The 23,653-nt window shown below is 71.0% G+C and carries 24 protein-coding genes and 1 tRNA gene; 15 read left to right on the top strand and 10 right to left on the bottom strand.

Annotation, left to right across the window (positions count from 1 at the left end):
- From ABD056_RS07860 to ABD056_RS07850, 3 genes are all read left to right on the top strand, one after another.
- The coding region (locus ABD056_RS07860) for a hypothetical protein (protein WP_343865999.1) at positions 1-384 on the top strand (384 nt) is incomplete at its 5' end.
- Between the two features lie 144 nt (positions 385-528).
- Positions 529-1,146 carry an exopolysaccharide biosynthesis protein gene (locus tag ABD056_RS07855; RefSeq protein ID WP_343865998.1) on the top strand — a complete coding sequence of 206 codons (618 nt, stop codon included), beginning with the start codon at positions 529-531 and terminating at the stop codon, positions 1,144-1,146.
- A 3-nt stretch (positions 1,147-1,149) separates the two neighbouring features.
- Positions 1,150-1,527: a hypothetical protein gene (locus ABD056_RS07850; RefSeq protein WP_343865997.1), complete on the top strand. Its 378-nt coding sequence runs from the start codon at positions 1,150-1,152 to the stop codon at positions 1,525-1,527.
- Positions 1,528-1,537: 10 nt separating this feature from the next.
- On the opposite strand, the gene ABD056_RS07845 is transcribed toward ABD056_RS07850, so the two are convergent.
- Both ABD056_RS07845 and ABD056_RS07840 read right to left on the bottom strand, forming a co-directional pair.
- Positions 1,538-2,428 (bottom strand): PDC sensor domain-containing protein, encoded by an 891-nt coding sequence (locus ABD056_RS07845; protein ID WP_343865996.1) that lies wholly within the window; start codon positions 2,426-2,428, stop codon positions 1,538-1,540.
- A gap of 167 nt (positions 2,429-2,595) precedes the next feature.
- On the bottom strand, positions 2,596-3,519 hold the full coding sequence (locus ABD056_RS07840; RefSeq protein WP_343865995.1) for a LysR family transcriptional regulator: 924 nt from the start codon (positions 3,517-3,519) through the stop codon (positions 2,596-2,598).
- A 140-nt stretch (positions 3,520-3,659) separates the two neighbouring features.
- On the opposite strand from ABD056_RS07840, the gene wrbA reads away from it, so the two are divergent.
- A complete protein-coding gene (wrbA, locus tag ABD056_RS07835; RefSeq protein ID WP_343865994.1) occupies positions 3,660-4,259 on the top strand; it encodes an NAD(P)H:quinone oxidoreductase in 600 nt (199 codons plus the stop codon).
- 52 nt (positions 4,260-4,311) lie between these two features.
- Positions 4,312-5,271, top strand: coding sequence for a glutathione S-transferase family protein (locus ABD056_RS07830; protein WP_343865993.1), 960 nt, complete (start codon positions 4,312-4,314; stop codon positions 5,269-5,271).
- A gap of 24 nt (positions 5,272-5,295) precedes the next feature.
- Here ABD056_RS07830 and ABD056_RS07825 read toward each other — a convergent pair whose 3' ends face one another.
- Positions 5,296-8,046 carry a PAS domain S-box protein gene (locus ABD056_RS07825; RefSeq protein WP_343865992.1) on the bottom strand — a complete coding sequence of 917 codons (2,751 nt, stop codon included), beginning with the start codon at positions 8,044-8,046 and terminating at the stop codon, positions 5,296-5,298.
- A 258-nt stretch (positions 8,047-8,304) separates the two neighbouring features.
- Here ABD056_RS07825 and ABD056_RS07820 point away from each other — a divergent pair, with 258 nt between their 5' ends.
- Both ABD056_RS07820 and ABD056_RS07815 read left to right on the top strand, forming a co-directional pair.
- Positions 8,305-8,814 carry a bacteriohemerythrin gene (locus ABD056_RS07820; RefSeq protein WP_343865991.1) on the top strand — a complete coding sequence of 170 codons (510 nt, stop codon included), beginning with the start codon at positions 8,305-8,307 and terminating at the stop codon, positions 8,812-8,814.
- A gap of 47 nt (positions 8,815-8,861) precedes the next feature.
- On the top strand, positions 8,862-9,662 hold the full coding sequence (locus tag ABD056_RS07815) for a protein phosphatase CheZ (RefSeq protein ID WP_343865990.1): 801 nt from the start codon (positions 8,862-8,864) through the stop codon (positions 9,660-9,662).
- A gap of 104 nt (positions 9,663-9,766) precedes the next feature.
- On the opposite strand, the gene ABD056_RS07810 is transcribed toward ABD056_RS07815, so the two are convergent.
- The 5 genes from ABD056_RS07810 to ABD056_RS07790 form a co-directional block, all read right to left on the bottom strand.
- Positions 9,767-10,159, bottom strand: a complete 393-nt coding sequence (locus ABD056_RS07810; protein ID WP_343865989.1) for a MerR family transcriptional regulator — start codon at positions 10,157-10,159, stop codon at positions 9,767-9,769.
- Positions 10,160-10,230: 71 nt separating this feature from the next.
- Entirely contained in the window at positions 10,231-10,917 is a 687-nt protein-coding gene (locus ABD056_RS07805) for a GDYXXLXY domain-containing protein (protein ID WP_343865988.1), read from the bottom strand.
- Entirely contained in the window at positions 10,914-12,158 is a 1,245-nt protein-coding gene (locus tag ABD056_RS07800; protein ID WP_343865987.1) for a DUF2157 domain-containing protein, read from the bottom strand. Before ABD056_RS07800 ends, ABD056_RS07805 begins: the two co-directional genes overlap by 4 nt.
- Positions 12,159-12,176: 18 nt before the next feature.
- Positions 12,177-13,580 carry a magnesium transporter gene (gene mgtE / locus ABD056_RS07795; protein ID WP_425545022.1) on the bottom strand — a complete coding sequence of 468 codons (1,404 nt, stop codon included), beginning with the start codon at positions 13,578-13,580 and terminating at the stop codon, positions 12,177-12,179.
- 196 nt (positions 13,581-13,776) lie between these two features.
- Positions 13,777-13,863: transfer RNA gene (locus ABD056_RS07790), tRNA-Leu, on the bottom strand.
- 124 nt (positions 13,864-13,987) lie between these two features.
- Here ABD056_RS07790 and lipB point away from each other — a divergent pair.
- From lipB to ABD056_RS07775, 3 genes are all read left to right on the top strand, one after another.
- Complete coding sequence (gene lipB, locus ABD056_RS07785) at positions 13,988-14,644, top strand: lipoyl(octanoyl) transferase LipB (RefSeq protein ID WP_343865985.1); 657 nt, start codon at positions 13,988-13,990, stop codon at positions 14,642-14,644.
- A gap of 177 nt (positions 14,645-14,821) precedes the next feature.
- Positions 14,822-15,031: a cold-shock protein gene (locus ABD056_RS07780; protein ID WP_343865984.1), complete on the top strand. Its 210-nt coding sequence runs from the start codon at positions 14,822-14,824 to the stop codon at positions 15,029-15,031.
- A 107-nt stretch (positions 15,032-15,138) separates the two neighbouring features.
- Positions 15,139-15,366 (top strand): hypothetical protein, encoded by a 228-nt coding sequence (locus ABD056_RS07775; RefSeq protein ID WP_343865983.1) that lies wholly within the window; start codon positions 15,139-15,141, stop codon positions 15,364-15,366.
- Between the two features lie 148 nt (positions 15,367-15,514).
- Here the strand turns inward: ABD056_RS07775 and ABD056_RS07770 are convergent, their stop codons facing one another.
- Positions 15,515-16,507, bottom strand: a complete 993-nt coding sequence (locus ABD056_RS07770) for an MBL fold metallo-hydrolase (protein WP_343865982.1) — start codon at positions 16,505-16,507, stop codon at positions 15,515-15,517.
- A 120-nt stretch (positions 16,508-16,627) separates the two neighbouring features.
- Complete coding sequence (gene paaN / locus ABD056_RS07765) at positions 16,628-18,307, bottom strand: phenylacetic acid degradation protein PaaN (RefSeq protein WP_343865981.1); 1,680 nt, start codon at positions 18,305-18,307, stop codon at positions 16,628-16,630.
- 502 nt (positions 18,308-18,809) lie between these two features.
- Here paaN and ABD056_RS07760 point away from each other — a divergent pair.
- The 5 genes from ABD056_RS07760 to pcaF are packed head-to-tail and all read left to right on the top strand — an operon-like array spanning position 18,810 to position 23,624.
- Positions 18,810-19,622, top strand: coding sequence for an enoyl-CoA hydratase-related protein (locus ABD056_RS07760; protein WP_343865980.1), 813 nt, complete (start codon positions 18,810-18,812; stop codon positions 19,620-19,622).
- Between the two features lie 15 nt (positions 19,623-19,637).
- Entirely contained in the window at positions 19,638-20,429 is a 792-nt protein-coding gene (gene paaG / locus ABD056_RS07755) for a 2-(1,2-epoxy-1,2-dihydrophenyl)acetyl-CoA isomerase PaaG (RefSeq protein WP_343865979.1), read from the top strand.
- Between the two features lies 1 nt (position 20,430).
- A complete protein-coding gene (gene paaH / locus ABD056_RS07750; protein WP_343865978.1) occupies positions 20,431-21,942 on the top strand; it encodes a 3-hydroxyacyl-CoA dehydrogenase PaaH in 1,512 nt (503 codons plus the stop codon).
- Positions 21,935-22,423 (top strand): hydroxyphenylacetyl-CoA thioesterase PaaI, encoded by a 489-nt coding sequence (gene paaI, locus ABD056_RS07745; protein WP_343865977.1) that lies wholly within the window; start codon positions 21,935-21,937, stop codon positions 22,421-22,423. The genes paaH and paaI overlap by 8 nt, the downstream gene beginning before the upstream one ends.
- On the top strand, positions 22,416-23,624 hold the full coding sequence (pcaF, locus tag ABD056_RS07740) for a 3-oxoadipyl-CoA thiolase (RefSeq protein ID WP_343865976.1): 1,209 nt from the start codon (positions 22,416-22,418) through the stop codon (positions 23,622-23,624). The genes paaI and pcaF overlap by 8 nt, the downstream gene beginning before the upstream one ends.
- Positions 23,625-23,653 lie beyond the last annotated feature (29 nt).

Below are 23,653 nucleotides of genomic sequence, written 5' to 3'. Positions count from 1 at the left end.
CGCCGCCACCGCCGCCGCCGCCGGCAGCCTGCCGCCCACAGTGCCGCCGGCCGCACCGCCGGCCGCGCCGGCGCCCAAGGGTCCGTGGTCATGAGCGACCTGGGCGGCTTCATCGACTCCTCGTCGCCGTGGTTCTGGTTCGCCCTGGCCTTCGCGGTCGGCATCCTCGACCTGGTCGTCGGCTCCTTCCTGCTGTTCGCCCTGGCGGTCGCCATCGCCCCCATCGGCGTGCTGCTGCTGATCGCGCCCGAAACCATGAGCGACTGGCGCCTGCAGGCGGTCATCATCGTGGTGCTGTGGGCGGCGGCGACGGTGGTGTTCCGCCGCCTGTTCGGCGCCCGCCGCAGCCGCCGCGGCGGCCGGGGGGACGTCAACGACTACTGACCGCGCCGGCCCCACGGGTGACAAGACGGTGAGCAGCGGCAGCCGGCGGCCCGGCCTGTCGTTGACCCTGTGACGACGGCCCTTGCCGAACCGCCGCCGCCACCCGATCTTTCGCCTTGCCCCGCAACTGCCGCCAGGATCGCGATGAGCCCCGCCGACCCCGCCAGACCCCGCCGCCGCCTGCTGCCGCATCTGTTGTCGGCGGTCCGGTGTGGCGAGCGCGGCGGGCGGGTGGCCGTCGGCACCATGCTGGCGGAACTGGGCGACCGCTCCTTCGGCTGGGCCCTGCTGGTGTTCGGGCTGCTGAACCTGATCCCGCTGCCGCTCGGCTTCAACATGGCGACGTCGCTGCCGGTGTTCCTGGTGGCGGCGCAGATGGTGGTGGGGCTCGACCGGCTGTGGCTGCCGCAGCGGCTGGCGGTGGCGACGGTGGACCGCCGCGCCCTGCGCCGCAGCGTGGTGAAGCTGAAGCCCATCGTCCGCCCCATCGAGCGCATCGGCCGCCGGTCCTGGCTGCGGCTGCTGCGCCGGCCGCCCGACCGGCTGGTGGGCGTGGCGCTGCTGGTCATCACCTTCGTGCTGTTCCTGCCGCTGCCGCTGACCGGCTGGTTCCCGGCCATCGCCATCTTCGTCATCGCCGTCGGGCTGATCGAGCATGACGGCCTGATCACCGCCGTCGGCCTCGCCATCGGTGCCTTCGCCGTCACCGTGGCGGCGGTGATGGCGGTGCTGCTGGCGGCCGGCGTCGACCGCGTGTTCTAGGCCATGCGCCCCGCCCTGGTGCCGGTGCTGCCCCTGGCCCTCGTGCTGCTGACGGCGGCCTGCGTCGATCCCATGCCGCCGCTGCAGCCGCTGCCGCCCCTGTCGGCGGGCGCCGCGGCCGCCGGCCCGACGGCGGGGGGCGTGCCCTCTCAGCCCGAAGTGCGATCGGTGGTGGTGCCGGCACCGGCCCTCGCCCTGCCGGCGGAGCGGACACGGCGGCCGGAGCACGTGCCGCCGCCCGACCCGCCGCTGCCCGGAACCGCCGGCGACTGGCCGCCCTCCCTGCGGCAGTTGCAGGGCCTCGAACGTTCCCCCTACCTGCCGCAGCGGCCGCCCATCGGCCTGTCTGACTGCCCGGCGCCGGCGGCGCACTGCCGCTGAGGCGGGGCGGTCACTCCGGCCGCCGCCGCTCCGCCGCATAGGCGAGCGCCGCCAGCACCATCAGCGACAGCAGGGCGAGGCCGCCGGTGACCGCATAGGGCGTCACCGCCTCGATCCACACGGCGTCGACGGCGGCGCGGTCGAAGCGCACCACGGCATAGAGCGGCCACTGCTCCAGCGACCGCACCCAGCCGATCTGCTCGTCATCGTCGATGCGGGCCAGCACCGCCCCCGGCACCGCCACCGCCAGCACGTCGTCGCGCACGTCCTCCGCCGTGGACGGCGGCATGGCGACCAGAACGTCGCCCTGGTGGCGGACCAGCGCCATGCTGGCGTTGTAGGGCAGCGCGAAGGTCTGCAGGAACGACGCAAAGAAGGCACTGTCGAGGGTCACCGAGACGATCCCCGCCATGTCGCCGCCGTCGGCCGGGGCGATGCGGCGGGTGAGCAGGAAGGTCGGCACCTGCGTCACCCGGCCCACCAGCGGGCTGCTGACGTAGGGGCCGACGTCGTCGCTGTCGGCGAAATGGCGGTAGAAGTCGCGGTCGCTGGCGTCCGACGACGGCGCCGGAAAGGCATGGCTGACCAGCCGCAGCTGCCCGTCGGCATCGTTGAGCCACACCGCATCCACATGGGCGAAGCGGGCGGCATCGGCGCGCAGGCTCTGCCACAGGGCGCGGTCGGCGGCGATGGCCGCCCAGTCACGGCCGGCAACCCGCTCCCGCACCGTCTCCACCAGGAAGTCGGCGCTGTCGAGCAGGCGGCCGGCGTTCTGGCTGAGCAGGTCGGTCGCCACCCGCGACTGGGCGGCGGCGGCGTCATAGGTCGCCTGCCGCACCTTCAGCACATGCCCGACGATGCCGGCCAGGATGATGGCGATCGCTGCCAGCGACAGCCACATGAGGACCGGCGCGGCAACGCTGCCGCCGGAGGGGAAGTCACTGTCGAATGTCGACCGCAGCCGACGCCGTCCGCCGCCCTCTGACATACGAAAGGATCTCCCTTATCCGGCCGGCTATAGTGACAGAGACGAAGGTCGCCCACCAGCCCGCTGACAAGGCCGCCGGGTCAGTGTCCCCAGCAGGCGTCCCAATAGGGCTCGGGGCCGAAGGTCTCCACCAGATAATCAACAAAGGCGCGAACTTTCGCGGACAAATGTCGCCCCGGCGGATAGACTGCGTAGAGGGCGATCTCCGGTCCCTCCCACTCCGGCAGCACCGGAACCAGCCGTCCGGCGGCCAGATCGTCGCCGATGATGAAGGTGGGGCTGAACAGGATGCCGAGGCCGCCGACGGCGGCGGCGCGCAGGGCATCGCCGTTGTTCATGCGAACCCGGCCGGAGATGGAGATATCCGATCGGGTACCGTCCTTATGCACCATCTGCCAGGTATTGGCGGTGGTCTGCAGGGTGTAGAGCAGGCAGTCGTGGGCCGCCAGGTCGGAGGGCTGGCGGGGCATGCCGCGGCGCTCCAGGTAGTCCGGGCTTGCCGCCAGCACCCGCCGCACCGGCGCCACCTTGCGGGCGATGAGCGAACTGTCGGCCAGGCGGGTGATGCGCACCACCACGTCCACCCCCTCCGCCAGCACGTCCACCAGCCGGTCGTCGTAGGACACCTCCAGCGTCAGGTCGGGGTAGCGGGCCAGGAACGGGCACAGGGCCGGCGCCAGATGGGTGATGCCGAAGCTCATGGGCGCCGACACCCGCAGCAGGCCGCGCGGGCTGGCGTGCAGCTGGCTCACCGCCAGTTCGGCGTCCTCGGCCTCCGCCAGGATGCGCAGGCAGTGCTGGTGGAAGGCCTGCCCCGCCTCGGTCAGCGACAGCCGCCGGGTGGTGCGGTTGAGCAGGCGGGCGCCGAGCCGTTCCTCCAGCCGCGACACCTGCTTGCTGACCGCCGACTTGGTCACCTTCAGCCGCAGGGCGGCGGCGGAAAAGCCGCCGCAGTCAACCACCGCGGCGAACGTCGCGTACCCTTCCAGGGGATCGCCGGCCATGGGGCGCCTCCAACTGATGCTTTGGCGGAAACGATTTTATTCCGCAAGCGGCAATTGTCCACGCATCTTTCCCGACCAAACTGTTCGGGCAAGCCGAGGCATGCCATCGGGGCCGCCTCGCCCATGAGGGAGACTGAAGGATGACCAAGGTACTCGTGCTCTATTACAGCACCTGGGGCCACGTCGAGACCATGGCGCGGGCGGTTGCCGAAGGGGCTGCCGCCGTGCCGGGGACCGAGGTGACGGTCAAGCGCGTGCCGGAGCTGATGCCGGCCGAGGTGGCGGCCAAGATCCACGCCAAGACCGACCAGGAAGCGCCCTTCGCCACCCCGGAGGAACTGGCCGACTACGACGCCATCATCTTCGGCACGCCGACCCGCTTCGGCAACATGGCGGCGCAGATGCGCAACTTCCTGGACCAGACCGGCGGCCTGTGGGCGCGCGGGGCGCTGGTGGGCAAGGTCGGCAGCGTGTTCACCTCCACCGGCACCGGCGGCGGCAACGAAACCACCATCACCACCTTCCACGTCACCCTGTTCCACCAGGGTATGGTCGTGGTCGGCCTGCCCTACGGCGAGTCCGGCCTGGCCCAGACCGAGGAAGTCATGGGCGGCAGCCCCTATGGCGCCGGCACCATCGCCGGCAGCGACGGCAGCCGTCAGCCGACCGAGCGCGAACTGGCGGCGGCGCGTTACCAGGGCAAGCACGTGGCCGGCATCGCCGCCAAGCTGGCCGGCTGAGCCCGGCCCGGCCGGACTCACCCCATCCCCCCCTCTCACCGGGAGACGCTCCATGGGCCTACTCGTCGACGGCAAGTGGCAGGACCGCTGGTACGACACCGACGCCACCGGCGGCCGCTTCAAGCGGCAGGACAGCGCCTTCCGCGACCGCATCGGCAGCGAGCGGTTCCCGGCCGAGGCGGGGCGGTATCATCTGTTCGTCGCGTGGGCCTGCCCGTGGGCCCACCGCACCCTCATCGTCCGCCGTCTCAAGGGGCTGACGGAGGCCATCGGCGTTTCCGTGGTGGCGCCGCTGATGCTGGAAAACGGCTGGGAGTTTCCCGACGGCGGCGACCCGCTGACCGGCAGCCGCTATCTGTACGAGGTCTATCTGCAGGCCCGCCCCGACTACACCGGCCGCGTCACCGTGCCGGTGCTGTGGGACACGCACACCCGCGCCATCGTCAACAACGAAAGCGCCGAGATCGTCCGCATGCTCAACAGCGGCTTCGGCGATCTGGCGAGCGGCCCGGACCTTTACCCGGAAGACCTGCGGGCGGAGATCGACGCGGTGAACGAACGGGTCTACGGCGACATCAACAACGGCGTCTACAAGGCCGGCTTCGCCACCACCCAGGAGGCCTATGACGAGGCCTTCGACGCCCTGTTCGCGGCGCTCGACTGGGTGGAGGATCGCCTCGGGCGCCAGCGCTACCTCGCCGGCGACCGCATCACCGAGGCCGACTGGCGGCTGTTCACCACCCTGGTGCGGTTCGACGCGGTGTACCACGGCCATTTCAAGTGCAACCTGCGCCGCATCGCCGACTACCCGCACATGGCCGGTTACCTGCGGGAGCTGTATCAGGTGCCGGGCGTGGCGGAGACGGTCCACTTCGACCACATCAAGCAGCACTACTACGCCAGCCACCGCACCATCAACCCGACCGGCATCGTCCCCAAGGGTCCGCTGCTGGACCTGACGGCGCCTCATGGCCGCGACCGCTTCGCCGGCATCGGCGACATCGTGGGCTGAGGCGCAGCCGGGCCGGATGGTGGCTCAGCGCCGGCCGGCGCCCGCCGCCGGACCGGTGCCGGCCAGGGGGGCGAGACAGCGCGGCGGGAAGTGCAGCGTGACGGTGGTGCCGATGCCCGGCGCGCTGCCGATGGTCATGGTGCCGCCGTGCATCTCGACGAAGGCATTGGTCAGCGGCAGGCCGAGGCCGGTGCCCTCGTAGCGGCGCTGCAGGCTGCTGTCCACCTGCTGGAAGGGCTTGAGGGCGCGGGGAATGTCCTCCTGCTTCATGCCGATGCCGGTGTCGATGATGCGCAGCACGATGCCGCCGCCCACGGGGTCGCGGCGGCCGGTCAGGGTGACGCTGCCGCCTTCCGGCGTGAACTTCACCGCATTGGCCAGCAGGTTGATGAGGATCTGCTTCAGCCGCCGCGCCTCCCCCAGCATGGGCGGCAGGGTGGGCGCCACTTCCACCGTCAGGGTCAGGCCGGCATCGGCGGCGCGCTGGCTGATGAGGCGCACGGCGCTGTCGATCACCGCCTGCAGGTCGACCACTTCCGGGTGCAGCGTCATCTCGCCGGCCTCGATGCGCGAGACGTCGAGGATGTCGTTGATGACGTCGAGCAGGTGGCGGCCGCTTTCCAGGATGTTGGCGGCATAGCCCTTGTACTGCGGCGGCGACACCTGGCCGAAGATCTCGTGGGCGATGACCTCGGAAAAGCCGATGATGGCGTTGAGCGGCGTGCGCAGCTCGTGGCTCATGTTGGCCAGGAACTCGGTCTTGGCGCGGTTGGCGACCTCCGCTTCCTCCTTGGCGCGCAGCAGCAGTTCCTCGGCCTCGCGCTGCTGGGTCACGTCGCCCACCGATCCGGCCATGCGGTAGGGCTCGCCGTCGGGCCGGCGCAGAGCCATGCCGCGGTGGCGGACCCAGCGGGTGCGGCCGTCGACGGTGCCCACCAGCCGGTATTCCACGTTGAACGAGCCGGCGCCGCCCTTCAGGTGCTCGGCCAGCGCCTTGACGTAGGCGCGGCGGTCGTCGGGGTGGATCAGCGCCCGCCAGTCGTAGGGCCGCCGCACCAGGGCCGGATCGACGCCCAGCACCTCCCGCATGTGGGGGCTGAAGAACAGGCGGTCGGTCTCCACGTCCCAGTCCCAGATGGCCTCGTTGGAGCCGGAGATGGCGAGCGCGTAGCGTTCCTCCGACAGCCGCAGCGCCCGCTCCGCCTCCTTGCGGCCGGAGATGTCGCGCACCACGCCGGTGAACAGGCGGCGGCTGCCGAGGTGCAGTTCGGTCACCGCCAGTTCGATGGGGAAGACGCTGCCATCCTTGCGGCGCCCCTGTTCCTCCCGCCCGATGCCGATGATGCGCTTGCGCCCGGTGCTGGCGTAGGTCTGCATGTAGGCATCGTGGCGCTCGGCGTGCTCGCCGGCCATCAGGCGGGCGACGTTCAGCCCCACCACCTCCGCCGCCGTGTAGCCGAAGATGCGCTCGGCGGCGGGGTTGAAGCTTTCGATGCGGCCGCGGTCGTCGATGGTGATGATGCCGTCGACGACGGTGTTCATGATGCCTTCCAGCAGCCGCTGGCGGTCGTGCGCCGCCTGGCTGGAGCGGCGGATTTCGGTGACGTCGCGGGCCACCAGCATGACGCCGGGGCGGCCGCCCTCGCTGAACGGCATCACCGCCGCCTCCACCTCGGCGGTGCCGCCTTCGGGCTGCAGCAGGACCAGCGGCGTCCATTCCCCCGCCGTCTGCCCGGCCGCCAGCATGGCCACCGCCCGGTTGCGGCTGTCGGGGTGGACGAAGGCGAGGAAGCGGCGGCCGACGATGTCGTCCTCCGGCAGCGCCAGCACCATGGCCCCGGCCGGGTTGATGAACCGCACCAGCCCGTCGAGCACCACGCAGATGAAGTCGGGCGCCATTTCCACCAGCTGGCGGTGACGCGCCTCCGACACCGCCAGGGCCCGTTCCGCCCGCTTGCGCAGGGTGATGTCGGACTGGATGCCGACGATGCCGCCGTCGGGCATGCGGGCCTCGCGCACCAGCAGGCAGCGGCCGTCGGCGTATTCCACCTCGCGCGGGGCGGCGGGGGCGGCGTGGTCGGCCAGGCGGGTGGCGATCCAGCCCTCGGGATCGGCCTGGGCGGAGGCGATGAGGCCGCGGCCCACCGCCTCGCGGATCACCGTCTCGAACGGCACGCCCGGCCGCAGCAGGTCCTCCATGCCGGGGAACAGGCTCATGTAATGGCCGTTGCACAGCACCAGCCGGTCCTCGGCGTCGAACATGACGAAGCCTTCGGTCATGCTCTCGATCGCCTGGCCGAGCATGGCGCGGGCGGTGTTGGTGCGGGCCTCGCTGGCGCGCAGGCGCAACTCCCACTGCTTCAGGTGGGTGGTGTCGAGCACGGTGGTGACGATGGAGCCGTCGGCGGCGCGGGTTTCGGTGACGCGGGCGAAGCGGCCGTCGGCGAATTCCACCTCCAGCGCCACCTGGGGGTCGCGGCGGTGGGCGGCGCGCAGCTCGGCCCAGCCGTCGCGGCTGCCGTTGATGGCGACCACGGCGCGGCGGTCGCGCAGGGCGGTCAGCAGGTCGGTGAAGGACGTGCCGGGCACCAGCAGGTCGGCCACCGCCGGGCAGATGGCGCGGTAGCGGGCGTTGCAGGCGACCAGCCGGTCGGCGGAGTCGAACAGCGCCACGCCTTCGTTCAGCGCCTCCAGCACGTCCAGCAGCCGCGGGTCGCCGCCGCCGCCCGCTGCGCCGGCGGAGCGTCCGCCTCCGCCCTCATGATGCCTGACCACCGTACTCGCCACCTTCCATCACCGCCGCCTGACCCGACGACGCACGTTCATCCCGGAGTGTGCCGCCGCGATTATTCAATGGCGACAAAAAAGCGTAGGCTGAATATACTTCCGGCGGAGGGAGACCTTGCCCGCGACAAGCCGTGTGGTGTATTCGTGGGGCGTCTGCTGCGGTGGGGGCTGCGGCGGGACAGAAGCGCACGCCGAAACCGTCCGCGTCACAACCTCCGACGGGTTCGGGGAGAGGGAGAACGCCGCATGGCGCTGATTACCTGGCAGGACTCCTACAGCGTCGGGGTCGAGCTGATCGATTCGGATCACCAGCTGCTGGTGAGCCTCATCAACCAGCTGGACGACGCCATGAAGGAAGGCGGCGGCCGCGACACCGTCGGCAGCGTCCTCAACGTCCTCCTCGAATACACCGAAACCCACTTCGGCCGCGAAGAGCTGCTGATGGAAAAGGCCGGCTATCCCGAGCTGCCGCCCCACCGGCGCGAGCACGAGAAGCTGACCACCCAGGTGCGGCAGATCGTCGACCGCTTCAACGGCGGCGATGCCAGCAGCCTGGATGCCGAGGTGCTGGACTTCCTGAAGACCTGGCTGACCGGCCACATTCTCGGCGTCGACCGCAAGTACGCGCCGTTCGTCAAGGACCTGACCCTGACGCCGGAGGAACTGCTGGCCTCCATGAACCTCGACCTGGGCGACCTGGACGGCTCCGCCGACGACGAGGATTCCTTCGCCGACCAACTGGCGAAGAGCAACTGAACCGGCAGTCGGCGCAGACCGGCGGCGGTGGGATAGCGGGTGACACGATGACCAAGAAGCTGTTCACGGCAGAACTCCGGCGCATGCAGCAGGCCGGCCTCGCCCCCGCCGATGCCGCGGCTGCGGCCACGGCCGTCGCCGCCCTGCCCGCCGGCGGCGGTGGTGCCGGCGCCGATGCCGCCGGCATCGCCCAGCTGGCCGAACAGCTGAAGGCGCTCGACACCTTCGTCCGCGACCGCCTGGGCGACCCGGAGCACGAACAGGCCAAGATGGAACAGCGCCTCGCCCGCGAGAGCGAGGAAATGTCGGCGCTGGAAAAGCAGCGGCAGGAAGTGGAACTCCTGAAGATGGAGATCCACGCGCTCGCCAACTGCATCCAGCAGACCAAGAAGGAAATCGCCGCCCTGCGGTCCAACGACAAGGACCACGACCGCCTGCTGGCGGTGGCGAGCGAGCTGGACGCGGTGGTCGGCTCCACCGAAGGGGCGACGGACTCCATCCTGAACGCCGCCGAGAAGATCGACGCCCTGGCCCACGGCATCCAGGCGCAGGAACAGGACGGCTTCATCCGCCATCAGGCGGAAGAGATTTCCGAGCACATCCTGAACATCTTCGAAGCCTGCAACTTCCAGGACATCACCGGCCAGCGCATCACCAAGGTGGTCAACACCCTGAAGTTCGTCGAGGAGCGCGTGGAGCGCATGATCGAGATCTGGGGCCGCGACACCTTCGCCAGCATCATCCCCGAAGACGTGGTGCACGAGGACGAGGAACGCCGCCTGCTCAACGGCCCGGCGCTGGAAAACAAGGGCATCAGCCAGGACGAGATCGACAAGCTGTTCGATTGAGCCACGGCCGAACCCACGCCGGCACTACCACGACAAAACGGGCGCCTCTGGCGCCCGTTTGCATCTGCCCCGGTCCGGGATCGGTGACGCGGTGCGCGGGCGGCTCAGCCGGTGCGGGCGCGGTCGTGCAGGTGGCCGCGGCACTGGCGTTCCAGGTCGTCCAGTTCGGCCAGGGTCAGGTCGATGTCGCGGCGGTGGGCGGCCAGGGCGTCGCGGCGCTCGGCAATCTTGCTCAGCAGCAGTTCCAGCTGCCGGCTTTCGCCCATGTCGGTGTCGTAGAGATCGAGGATGTCCTTGATCTCCGACAGCGAAAAGCCGAGCCGCTTGCCGCGCAGGATCAGCATCAGGCGCACCCGGTCGCGGGCGGTATAAATGCGCCGCTGACCCTCGCGCATGGGCTCGATGAGGGTCTTGTCCTCGTAGAACCGGATGGCGCGGGCCGTCACGTCGAATTCGCGCGACAGGTCGCTGATGGAATAGGTGCGCTCGGTGGTCATAGGGGTAGTTTACGTGAACGTAAACGTAAAGCAAGCGGTCTTGCGCCGGCCGGACCGGCCCGCGACCGTGGCTAGAACAGCCCTTCCCAGCTGACCCGTTCGCCGTCCACCACCAGCCCGGCGATGACGGCGCGGCCGCGACTGTCGACAGCCACCGCCACCGCCAGACGGCCGCCTTCCCGGACCAGGTCTTCCAGGTCGCGGCCGGTGTCTTCCGGCACGAAGTAGCTTTCGATGCCGTAGCGCACGGTGATGACCCGGCAGCTGTCCGGCTGGCAGGCGGCACCGCGACGGCCGGCGGGGGCCTCGGCGACGGCGGCGGGCGGGGCTTCTGCTGCGGCTTCGGCCCCCGGCGCGGCAGCGTCGTCGTCCTCCGGCTGCCCGGCGCCCGGCGGCAACTCCACCCAGGCGCTGGTGACGCGGCCGCGCAGGAACGGCACCGGCCCGAGCGGCGGCACCAGCATCACGCCGGCGGGATGCCAGTGGCCGTCGGCGTCAGGCCCGGTGAGCGGCACGTAGACCGTGGCGCCGACGGTCACCTCCGGCAGCGGCAGGGTGGCCTCGCTCAGGCGCGAGACGGCATAGCCCAGGTCGACATAGTCGCCGCGCAGCAGCGAGCGCGGGTCCACCGGCTCGGTCGGCAGCACCACTTCCTGGCCGGTCACCAGCGGCCACTGGCGCATCACCACCATGACCACCAGAACCGCCAGCATCGCGGCGACGACGCCGCCGATGCGCACCCCGAGCGACGGCCTCATGCCCGCTTCTCCATCCGCAGGGCCGCCACCACCAGCAGGGAGCCGACCACGGTGAACACCACGAACAGCGACAGCAGCGACACCAGCCCGGCGGTGTAGAGGAACACCACATGGAGGCCGAAGGCGGCATAGGCGATGCGCCGCGTCACCGCGCTCCCCTCCCGCCCGCCGAGCACCGCCAGGGCGATCACCAGCGCCAGGAAGCCGAGCATCAGAACCCAGTCGCCCGCCTCGCCGGCCAGGGGCGAGGCCTCCACCAGCACCCGCAGCGGCGCCGCCAGGGCCACCGCCACCGCCAGCGCCAGCCGCAGGCGCGACGGCCGCGCCCAGGCCCAGGCCGCGACGGCAGCCCCCGCCGCCACCGCGGCCGCCGCCAGCGTGAGGCCGCCGCGGCTGTAATCGACCTCCGGCTGCAGGGCCACCGCCGCGCCCAGCACGCTGCCGGCCACGCCGAGCCCGTGCAGCACGCCGCCCACATGCGGCACCCGGTCGCCCAGCACCCACAGCGCCAGCGGCACCGTCAGCATCACCGCCGCCACCTCCACCGACTCGTACTCAAGGTCGGCCATGAGGGCGAGGCCGGTGAGGCCGTACCAGCCGGCCAGCAACAGGATGCCGAAGGCCAGGCAGGGCCACCAGCGATGGACCACCGCCACCGTCGCCGCCGCCGCCCAGGCCGGCAGGAAGGGCAGATGAACGGCCAGCGAGTCGTAGAACATCTCCTGCCAGCTCCACAGCCCGAGCACGGCGAAGCCGAGCCACAGGCTGGGGGCGGAGGGCACCACCGCCGCCGCCAGCAGCGCGCCGGCCGCCCACAGCAGCACGCCGTTGGGGTAATGGGCCTCGATCTGGTAGGTCTGGGCGATCAGGTGGATGCTGGCGCCGAACAGGATGACGCCGAGCAGGATGAGCCCCTGCCCCACCTGCGGCCGCTCCGCCCGCGCCATGAACCACCACGCCGCCCCGAAGGCGCCGCCCATGCTGGCGAACAGCAGGATCACCCGCGCCAGCCGCCCCATCTCCGCCCAGTTGGCGGCGACGAAGGCGATGGCGCCGGCGCCCATCAGCAGGGCCCCCAGCAGGGTGAGCATGGCCGCCATGCCGGCGCGCGAGGCCGGCGGCTGCCAGGCGGCGGCATCGGCCAGCAGCAGCTCGCGCCGGTCGGCCGCCACATGGCCGGCGGCGATCCAGCGGTCGATGTCCTGCTGCAGGCGGTCGAGATAGCTGCGTTGAAACGACATGGCCCGCAACAAGCCCCGTCAGAGGAGGAAGATGGTAGCCAACCCCAGGAAGGCGAAGAAGCCTACCACATCCGTCACGGTTGTCAGGAAGACACTTGAAGCCGCCGCCGGGTCGATCTTCAGGCGTTCCAGCACCAGCGGAATGGTGATGCCGAACAGCGCCGCCACCACCAGGTTGATGAGCATGGCGGCGCCGATCACCATGCCCAGCTGCACGTCGCTGAAGAACAGCCAGGCGATCACCCCGGCCAGCACGGCGAACAACGACCCGTTGAACACCCCCACCATCACCTCCTTGCCGGCGACGCGGCGGGCGTTGGAGGAGGTGAGTTCCTTCATGGCCAGGGCGCGCACCGCCGAGGTCAGCGCCTGCATGCCGGCATTGCCGCCCATGCTGGCGACGATGGGCATCAGCACCGCCAGCGCCACCAGCTGATCGAGGGTCGCCTCGAACAGGCTGATGACGGCGGCGGCCAGGGTGGCGGTGCCCATGTTCACCAGCAGCCAAGTGACGCGGGAGCGGGCGGTATCCCACACGGCGGCGTAGATGCTGGTTTCCGACAGGCCGGCGAGGCGCAGCATGTCGTCCTCCGCCTCCTCGTCGATGACGTCGACGATGTCGTCGATGGTGATGCGGCCGACCAGCCGGCCGGACACGTCGGTCACCGGCGCTTCCAGCAGGTCCTTGCGGCGGAACAGGAAGGCGACGTCTTCCTGGTCCATGTCGACCTTCAGGACGTCCATCTCCGTCGACATGATGTCGCGCAGCCGCACCGGCCGCTTGGCCCGCAGCAGGCGGTTGAGGCGCACCACCCCCACCGGGCGGTGGCGCGGATCGACGATGATGAGGACGTAGAAATCCTCCGGCAGCACGGCGTTGCTGCGCAGGTAGTCGATGGCCTCGCCCACCGTCCAGTAGTCGGGCACCGCCATCAGCTCGCGCTGCATCAGGCGGCCGGCGGAGTATTCCGGGTAGTTGAGGCCCTGCTCGACGATGGTGCGGGTTTCGATGGGCAGCCGCGCCAGCACGTGCGCCTGTTCGGAATCGTCCAGGCGGTCGAGGATGTAGACGGCGTCGTCCGAATCCAGTTCCTCGATCAGCGCGGCGAAGTCGGCATAGCCGAATCGCTCGATGATCTCGTCGCGGATGTCGTCGGGCAGTTCGGGCAGGATTTCCGGGTTGAAGTCCGGCCGCAGCAGGTCGATCAGCCGCGAGCGGTGCTCGCCGTGCAGGCTTTCGATCAGGTCGGCGGTATCGGCGTAATGGAGCGGCGCCACCAGTTCGCGCACGATCTCGTCCTGGCCCGCTTCCAGGGCCTGGTCGACTTCCGCCACGAAATCCGGGTCAAGGCCGAAGATCTCCTCCGGCAGGCCGGTTTCTTCGCGAGGCAGGCTGCGAACCCGAGTTTCCGCCACGATCATCCCCTTACGGACGAGAGGTGAGGTTTTCCGGTCCGGGGCGCCTGCAGGACGGGATGCCGGTGCGGCCGCCGCCGCCCATCGCCGCCCGTCGTGCACGCACTCCGGCCCGCCGGTTAAAGCACTTCGCCGCTGCTTTTTCCACCCCTGCAAACGCCGACCGGGGCCGCCGCTTTCGCGGCAGGCCCCGGTTCGGTGTTGGTGCGGTCGAGAAGACTCGAACTTCCACGGCCTTTCGGCCACAGCGACCTCAACGCTGCGCGTCTACCAATTCCGCCACGACCGCATCTGGTAGACCCTGACGAACCGGCTGCAAATCTCTTCGCTGGCCGCCTCGCCGTGTGGGAAGCGTGACTTAACAGACGGCTACGGCTAAATCAAGGACATGTTTTCACACAGGGACAAAAAAGATGCCGACACCCGAATGGCGCATCAGCGACACCCCGGTCGATTACCCCGAGGCCCTGGCCGTGATGGAAGACCGCGTGCGCGCCATCCGCGACGAGGGCGCGCCGGAACTGGTGTGGCTGCTGGAGCATCCGCCGCTCTACACCGCCGGCACCAGCGCCGATGCCGCCGACCTGCTGACGCCCGACCGCTTCCCCGTCTACCAGACCGGCCGCGGCGGCCAGTACACCTACCACGGCCCCGGCCAGCGGGTCGGCTATGTGATGCTGGACCTGCGGCAGCGCGGGGCGGACGTGCGCTGCTTCGTCCATGACCTGGAGGAATGGATCATCCGCACCCTGGCCCAGTTCACGGTCAAGGGCGAGCGCCGGGCCGGCCGCGTCGGCATCTGGGTCGACCGCGGCCACGGGCGGGAGGACAAGATCGCCGCCATCGGCGTGCGGGTGCGGCGGTGGGTGACCTTCCACGGCATCGCCCTGAACGTGGAACCGGACCTGTCCCACTTCCAGGGAATCGTCCCCTGCGGCATCCGCGAACACGGCGTCACCTCGCTGTGGGACCTTGGCATCACCGCCACCATGGACGAGGTGGACATGGCCCTGCGCGCCGCCTTCGACGAGGTTTTCAGCGGGTCGCGCGCCCGGACGTGCGAGGCCTAAATCCGATTTGTTGCCGACACCCCTTGCCAGACGGGCTCACTCGCCTCATGTTTGCCCGGACGAAATTGCTTAGGGTCTACCGGCCATCGGCGGCACCACCGCCCGGGTCGTCTCCCGAGTGACTTCCGGTCGTCGGCAATCCGGCCGGCGGCAAACAGCCAGAAGGGAGAACCGATCATGGCTACCGGTACCGTCAAGTGGTTCAATGGCACCAAGGGCTATGGCTTCATTCAGCCGGAAGAAGGCGGCGCTGACGTCTTCGTGCACATCTCTGCCGTCGAGCGTTCGGGCATGTCGACCCTGAACGAGGGCCAGAAGGTGTCCTACGAACTGCAGAACGACCCGCGCAAGGGCAAGACCTCCGCGGTGAACCTGAAGGCCCTCTAAGGGTTTTCAACGGCAAGGGCGGCTTCGGCCGCCCTTCGCTTTTTCCCCTTCCGAGACGACCGACCCGGGCAGCGGCCACGCCGTGTCCGGCCGCAGGAGTTTGTGCCATGGCAAAGAAGAAACAGAAAGCCGTCGAGGCCGATTACGTGCTGTTCGATGTCGTCTACGACGACGGCTTCCGCACCTCCAACCGCCGCGTTCCGACCGAACTGCTGGGCGGCCTGGACGGCGACGAGCCGGCGCGCGCCGTGATCGAGGAACAGGATCGCGAGATCCAGCGCATGTCCGGCAAGTCGCGCGGCGCCATCAAGACCATCACCCGCTCCGGCAAGTAACCGGACACTGCCCGGCGCCCGAGGGCGCCGCAGGGACCGGCTCCCGGTCACTGCGACTTGAGACACGCCCATCCCCTGCCCGCCGGCTCCGGCGGCGGCGCCCGCCCGGGCCTCGCCGCCGCCGCCGCCGCACCGGCCGACCGGTGCCTCAGCGCGGGTTGAGGTCGTGCTCCCACTTCAGGGGCACGAAGGTATAGGCGGCATCGGCCTCGCCGCCGCGGGTGACATGGCCGAGGCCGGGGAAGTCCAGATGCATGCCGGCGACCAGGGTGCGCTCGTCGGCCACCTGCGCCAGGATCTGCGCCCGCGTCTGCCGCGCCTGGTCGGGGTCGACGTCGAAGGCGATGCCCCAGTCGGGGCGGGCGAACTGCATCACCGGCGCGTGCACCACATCCCCCCAGATCAGCAGCGACTCGCCGCCCGAGGCCAGGCGGAAGCCGGTGTGGCCGGGCGTATGGCCGGGCAGCGGCACCGCCGTCAGGCCGGGCACGATCTCGGCGCCGTCGTCGAACCGGCGCATGCGGCTGAACACCTTGGCCGCCTCGCGGATGCCGTCGAACATGGCCTTGATGTCGTCGGGCACGGCGGCGCGGGCGGCATCGTCGTGCCAGTAATCCCATTCCGCCGCATGAACCAGCAGTTCGGCGTTGGGGAACAGGGCTTTGCCCTCCGCCCCGACGACGCCCCCGATGTGGTCGGGGTGCATGTGGGTCAGCACCACCATGTCGATGTTCACCGGGTCGATGCCGGCCGCCGCCAGGTGGCTGGCGAGATGACCGGCGGTCGGGCCGAAGGCGCCGCCGGCGCCGGCATCCACCAGGATCAGCCGGTCGCCCAGGTTCAGCACGTAGGTGTTGAGCGAGGTGCGCAGCGCACCGCCGGGCAGGAAGGCGGCCTCCTGGAAGGCACGCACCGCCGCCGGGTCGGCGCCGGGGAACAGCTCCAGCCCCAGTTCCAGCCAGCCGTCGGAGATGGCCGTCACCTCCACCTCGCCGATGCGGGTGCGGTAGACGCCCGGCACCTGCTGCCCGGCCGGCGGCTGGGCGGCGCGCAGCCCGCCGGCCGGCAGCAGCGGCAGGGCGGCGGTGGCCAGCAGCGAGGCCAGCAGGGAGCGACGGGACAGACGAACGGCTGAGATCATGGACGGCGACTCCACAGGGGATTGCAATCGCTCCCATATGGCAGCCCCCGGCGGTGCCGGCAAGGGAGCCGGCGCCCTGGCGGCGGCTCCCTGCCCTGCTCGTTCACGAGGCCGCCCGTCTCACCCTGGCATGCGCACGCCGACGAAGCGGAAGCGGTTGGCGACGAAGGCCAGGTCGGTCAGGCTGGCATTGGCCGCCGGATTGCCGCCGGTGGCGTGGAAATCGCTGAAGGCCGCCGTCTGGTTGACGAAGACACCGCCGGTCAGGTTGACCGACAGCGCCACCTGGGCGTCCAGGCAGGCCTCCACCGCCGCCTCCACCACCTCCGGCCGGGTGCTGTAGAGCCCGGCGGTGATGGCGCCGTGCTCCATGGCCGTGCGGCGGGCGGTGGCGAGGCAGTCGGCGGTGTCGTCGCAGGCGATGAGGAAGGACACCGGACCGAAGCACTCGCGGCAATAGGTTTCCGCCGCCGCCTTGTCCACCGCCAGCATCAGCGGCGTGCGCACCCGTGCGCCGGGCAGGTACGGATGGTCAACGCTGCGGCTGTCCAGCAGCACGGTGCCGAGGCCGCGCGCCTCGTCGACGCGGGCGGCGGTCGCCGGGTTCTGCACCGCGCCCAGCACCTCCACCGCGCGGGCCGGGTCGGACAGGAACTTGTCCACCCCGGCGGCCAGCGCCTGCGCCACCTCGTCGAAGGACTTGCGGCCGTCCTCGGTGTCGATGCCGTCCTTGGGGATGAAGATGTTCTGGGTGGTGGTGCACATCTGGCCGCTGTAGAGCGACAGCGTGAAGGCCATGTTGCGGACCATGCCCTTGAAGTCGTCGGTGGAATCGATGACGACGAAGTTCACGCCCGCCTTCTCGGTATAGACCTGCGCCTGCCGGCAATTGTCTTCCAGCCAGTCGCCGAAGGCGGTGGAGCCGGTGAAGTCGATGATCTTCACTTGCGGCCGGGTGCAGAGATCCCTGGCGATGGGCTCGGCCGCCGAATCGGCCGCCAGGATCACCAGGTTGGGGTCGAAGCCGGCCTCCGCCAGCACCTCGCGCGCCACCGCGACGGAAATGGCGAGCGGCAGCACCGCCTGCGGGTGCGGCTTGACCACCACCGGGTTGCCGGTCACCAGGCTGGCGAACAGGCCGGGGTAGCCGTTCCAGGTCGGGAAGGTGGCGCAGCCGATGACCACCGCGACGCCGCGCGGGCTGACGTGCCAGCGCTTCTTCATCACCAGCGGCGGGTTCTTGCCCTGCGGCTTTTCCCACGTCACGTCGCCGGCCGGCACCTGGGTCTGCGCCATCCATCCGTAGGTCACCGCCTCCAGCCCGCGGTCCTGGGCGTGCGGGCCGCCGGCCTGGAAGGCCATCATGAAGGCCTGCCCGGTGGTGTGCATGACGGCGAAGGTCAGTTCCGGCGTGCGGCGGTTGAGGCGCTCCAGGATCTCGACGCAGACCGCCGCCCGCTCGTCGGGGCTGGCGCGGCGCCAGGCCGGCAGGGCGGCCCCGGCGGCGGCGAGCACGGCGTCGATGTCCGGCTTCGGATAGGTGATGCCCAGCTCGACGCCGAAAGCCCCGGCCTCGTCGCCGACGGTGCCGGCCGCACCCGGCACGTCGAGGGCGAAGGGCTTGCCGAGATGGGCGCGGAAGGCGGCCTCGCCATCCTCGCGCGCCGTCTCGCCATAGGCCTTCAGGTGCTCGGGGTAGAGCGACCAGTAGCCGCGCGCCTGCGCCGCCGCAGCGGCCTTTTCCAGCGTCGGCTTGTGCTTGGCGACCAGCGCCGCGGCGGCGCCGAACATCATGGTCATGGGGGACCTCCCTTGGTGGATGCGGCGCCGCGGCGGGCGCTCTTGCTGCTGTCGGGCCGGCGGAACGCGGCCGCGGCGGCGGGGTTTCCTGTCGGCGGGCCATGGCGGCCGTCGCTTCCCCAACCGCCGGGATCAGGCTTTCGTGATACCAAAACTCATTCCAGCTGTCTAATTCTGTATCGAACGTGCCGCAGTCTGTCCAGTCCCGCAGCCCTGCGGCGCAACCCGTTGCCGGGCGACAGGGTGACGGTGGCAGGATACCATTGTCGCGTCGCGGACCGAGGGTTTCCGCCGGAGTAGGATGGGGCCGCCTCCCCTCATCCGTTCGGGCGCCATGATGGCGGATAAAAAAGGTTTACAAATTTCAGATGCGATGAGACGATTTTGTATCATTAAAAAGCGGCCCCGATGCCGCAGCCGGCCGCCTTCGGGCCGCCACCGCTGCGCAATAGCCGGGCGCCAAGGTCGGACAAACCGGCCGGATGGGAGGAACACGGTGACCATGCCTCTGGCCCCCACGGGCGAGGCACGGGCGGAGTCCGCTTGCGAGGACATCCGGCTGAGCCGGCCGGTACCGTTCGTGCTGCAGATCACGCTGCATCGGCCGCAGGCCCGCAACGCCCTGCGCACCCAGACCCTGCGCGAGATCGCGGCCGCCCTGACCGCCGCCGCTGCCGACGACGACATGCGCGCCGTGGTGCTGACCGGCGGCGATACCGTCTTCGCCGCCGGCGCCGACATCGGCGAACTGGCGGCGCACGATGCCGTCTCCATCCTCACCGACGCCCGGCCCGCGCTGTGGCAGGCGATCCGCCAGTTTCCGAAGCCGCTGATCGGCGCCGTCAACGGCTTCTGCCTGGGCGGCGGCAACGAACTGGCCTTGCACTGCGACGTGCTGATCGCCGGCGAGACGGCCCGGTTCGGCCAGCCGGAGGTCAACCTGGGGATCATCCCCGGCGCCGGCGGCACCCAGCGGCTCACCCACGCCCTCGGCAAGTCCGACGCCATGCGGCTGGTGCTGTCCGGCGCCTTCCTGGATGCCCGCACTGCCTTCGCCCGCGGCCTGGTGAGCGAGGTCTGCCCGCCCGAACTGACCGTCGAGCGCGCCGTCGCCCTGGCCGCCGCCATCGCCGCCAAACCGCCGCTGGCGGTACGGCTGGCCAAGGAGGCGGTGCTGAAGGCCTTCGAGGTCGGGCTCGACCAGGGCCTCGCCTTCGAACGCCGCGCCTTCTGCCAGCTGTTCGCCACCGAAGACCGCCGCGAGGGCCTCGCCGCCTTCACCGAAAAGCGCCGGCCCGCCTTTCGCGGCCGCTGACGACCGGGGACCTGCATGACCTACGAGACCATCCAGCTCGCCATTGCCGACGGCGTCGCCACCCTGACCCTCAACCGGCCGGACAAGCTGAACAGCTTCACCGTGCAGATGCACGCCGACCTGGCCGACGCGCTGAAGACCATCCGGCGCGACGAGACGGTGCGCTGCCTGCTGCTGACCGGCGCCGGCCGCGGCTTCTGCGCCGGGCAGGACCTGTCGGACCGCGCCGTGGCGCCGGGCGACGCGGTGCCCGACCTGGGGGAAAGCCTGGAAGCCCGCTACAACCCGCTGCTGCGCAGCCTGAAGGCGCTGGAGATGCCGGTGGTCTGCGCCGTCAACGGCGTCGCCGCCGGGGCCGGGGCCAACATCGCGCTGGCCTGCGACATCGTGCTCGCCGCCCGCTCCGCCAGCTTCATCCAGGCGTTCTGCAGGATCGGCCTGATCCCCGACAGCGGCGGCACCTGGACCCTGCCACGCCTGATCGGCCCGGCCCGCGCCAGCGCCCTGATGATGCTGGGCGACAAGGTGACGGCCGAGCAGGCGGAAGCCTGGGGCATGATCTGGAAATGCGTCGACGACGAGGCCCTGGCCGGGGAGGCGCAGGCCCTGGCCGCCCGGCTCGCCGCCATGCCGACGCGCGGCCTCGCCCTCATCAAGCGGGCGCTGGCGGCCAGCAGCACCAATGCCTTCGACGCCCAGCTGGACCTGGAACGCGACCTGCAGCGCCTCGCCGGCCGCACCGCCGATTATCAGGAGGGGGTGCGTGCCTTCATGGACAAGCGCCAGCCCGTCTTCCAGGGGCGCTGACATGACCGCGACCGCCCTTCCCGCCTCCGCCCCCGTTGCCGTCATCGGCGCCGGCACCATGGGCGCCGGCATCGCCCAGGTGGCGGCCTCCGCCGGCCACGGGGTGCTGCTGCACGACGCCGTGCCGGGCGCCGCCGCCGCCGGGCGCGACGGCATCGGCCGCGGCCTCGCCCGGCTGGTGGACAAGGGCCGCCTCAGCGCCGCCGACCGCGAGGCGCTGCTCGGCCGCATCACGGTGGTGGAGCGGCTGGCGGACCTCGCCCCGGCGCGGCTGGTGGTGGAAGCCATCGTCGAGAAGCTGGAGGTCAAGCAGCAGGTGTTCCGGGCCCTGGAAGACCTGTGCGGGGCGGAGGTGATCCTCGCCACCAACACCTCGTCGCTCTCCATCACCGCCATCGGCGCGGCGCTGGCGCGGCCGCAGCGGCTGGTCGGCATGCACTTCTTCAACCCGGCGCCGGTGATGGCGCTGGTGGAGGTGATTTCCGGCGTTGCCACCGACCCCGCCGTCGCCGACTGCATCCACGCCACCGCCGGCGCCTGGGGCAAGACGCCGGTGCGCGCCCGCTCCACCCCCGGCTTCATCGTCAACCGGGTGGCGCGGCCGTTCTATGCCGAGGGCCTGCGGGTGCTGCAGGAAGGCGCCGCCGACCCCGCCACCATCGACGCCGTCATGCGCCAGGGCGGCGGCTTCCGCATGGGGCCGTTCGAGCTGATGGACCTGATCGGCCACGACGTGAACTATGCCGTCACCAGTTCGGTCTTCGCCGCCTGCTACGGCGATGCCCGCTTCCTGCCGTCGCTGGTGCAGAAGGAGCTGGTGGATGCCGGCTGGCTCGGCCGCAAGAGCGGGCGTGGCTTTTACGACCACCGCGACGCCGCCGCCGCCCCGCTCGCTGCCACCGCCGATGCCGCCCCGCCGCCCGCCCGCGTGACGGTGTCGGGCGACAGCCCGCTGCTGCCGCTGATCGCCGCGCGCGGCCTCGCCCACGACCGCGCCGACGGCCCCGGCGGGGTGGAGGTGGACGGCGTGCTGCTGCTGCCCTCCGACGGCCGCACGGCGACGGAAGTGTCGGCGAGCCTCGGCGACCGGCCGGTGGTGGTCCACGACCTTGCCGGCGACTGGCTCACCGCCGGCCGCACCGCCGTCGCCCGCGCCGACCAGACGCCGGCCGCCGCCCTTGCCCCCGCCGTCGGGCTGTTGCAGGCGCTGGGGCTGGAGGTGTCGGTCATCGACGACGTGCCGGGCCTCATCGTCACCCGCACCGTCGCCATGCTGGCGAACGAGGCCGCCGACGCGGTGCTGCAGGGCGTGGCGGCGGCGGCCGACATCGACACCGCCATGACGCTCGGCGTCAACTATCCGCGCGGGCCGCTGGCCTGGGCCGAGGGCATCGGCCTCGGGCGCGTCCACACCATCCTTGAAAACCTGTTCACCACCTATCGCGAGGACCGCTACCGGCCGTCGGCCCTGCTGCGGCGCAAGGTCCTGGGAGGAGGCCGTTTCCATGCCTGAAGGCGCATCCACCACCACCAGCGCCGCCACGGGCGCCGTTCACCCCGATCCGCAGGCCCTGTCGGAGGCCGTGCGCGCCGCCATGTACGACCGCGACCACGCGGCGCAGGCCCTTGGCATCGCGGTGCCGGAGGTCGGGCCGTCCTATGCCGTCTGCACCATGACCGTGCGGCCGGACATGGTGAACGGCCACGGCATCCTGCACGGCGGGCTGTGCTTCACCCTGGCCGACACCGCCTTCGCCTATGCCTGCAACTCGCACGATCTGGTGACCGTCGCCTCCAGCTGCGCCGTCACCTTCTGCGCCCCGGCGAAGCTTGGCGACGTGCTGCGGGCGGAGGCGCGGGAGACCTGGCGCCAGGGCCACAGCGGCGTTACCGACGTCACCGTCACCAGCCAGGACGGCACCGTGATCGCCCAGTTCCGCGGCAATTCTCGCACCCTGAAGGGGCGGGTGACGGAGGCCATGGCCCATGGCTGAGGCCTTCATCTGCGATGCCGTCCGCACCCCCATCGGCCGCTTCGGCGGCGCGCTGGCCCCGGTGCGGGCCGATGATCTGGCGGCGGTGCCGCTGCGGGCGCTGATGGCGCGCAACCCCGGCGTCGAGTGGGACGCGGTGGACGACGTGGCGCTCGGCTGCGCCAACCAGGCCGGCGAGGACAACCGCAACGTCGCCCGCATGGCCGCCCTGCTGGCCGGGCTGCCCGACGTAGTGCCGGGCACCACCGTCAACCGGCTGTGCGGATCGGGCATGGATGCGGTCGGCATGGCGGCGCGGGCCATCAAGGCCGGCGAAGGCTCGCTGTGGATCGCCGGCGGCGTCGAGAGCATGTCGCGCGCCCCCTTCGTCATGCCCAAGGCGGAAACGGCGTTTTCCCGCACCGCCGAGATCTACGACACCACCATCGGCTGGCGCTTCGTCAACCCGCGCCTGAAGGCGGAGTACGGCATCGACTCCATGCCCGAGACGGCGGAGAACGTTGCCGCCGACTTCGGCATCAGCCGCGCCGACCAGGACGCCTTCGCCCTGCGCAGCCAGCAGCGGGCCGGCGCCGCCATGGCCTCGGGCCGCTTCGCCGAGGAAATCGTGCCGGTCAGCATCCCCCGCCGCAAGGGCGAGCCGGTAGTGGTCGACACCGACGAACACCCGCGCCCGGAAACGACGCTGGAGCAGCTGGCGAACCTGCCGACGCCCTTCCGCAAGGAGGGCGGATCGGTCACCGCCGGCAATGCCTCGGGCGTCAACGACGGTGCCTGCGCCCTCATCGTCGCGTCGGAGGAGGCCGCCCGCCGCCACGGCCTGACGCCGCGCGCCCGCGTCGTCGCCATGGCGACCGCCGGGGTGCCGCCGCGCATCATGGGCATGGGCCCGGCGCCGGCCAGCCGCAAGGTGCTGGCGCTGGCCGGCCTGACCCTCGACCGCATGGACGTGATCGAGCTGAACGAGGCGTTTGCGGCCCAGGGGCTGGCGGTCCTGCGCGACCTCGGCCTGCCCGACGATGCCGACCACGTCAACCCCAACGGCGGCGCCATCGCGCTGGGTCATCCGCTCGGCATGAGCGGCGCCCGGCTGGTCACCACCGCCACCTACGAACTCCACCACCGCCAGGGCCGCCTTGCGCTGTGCACCATGTGCATCGGCGTCGGCCAGGGCATTGCCATGATCCTCGAACGGGTGTGACCGCCCCCCAACAGAGTCCCCGGCGAGGC

The organism is Caenispirillum bisanense, assembly GCF_039523075.1.
GTDB lineage: Bacteria > Pseudomonadota > Alphaproteobacteria > Rhodospirillales > Rhodospirillaceae > Caenispirillum > Caenispirillum bisanense.
The sequence above is the reverse complement of the archived record's forward strand: the minus strand, read 5'-3'. Positions and strand labels throughout refer to the sequence as shown.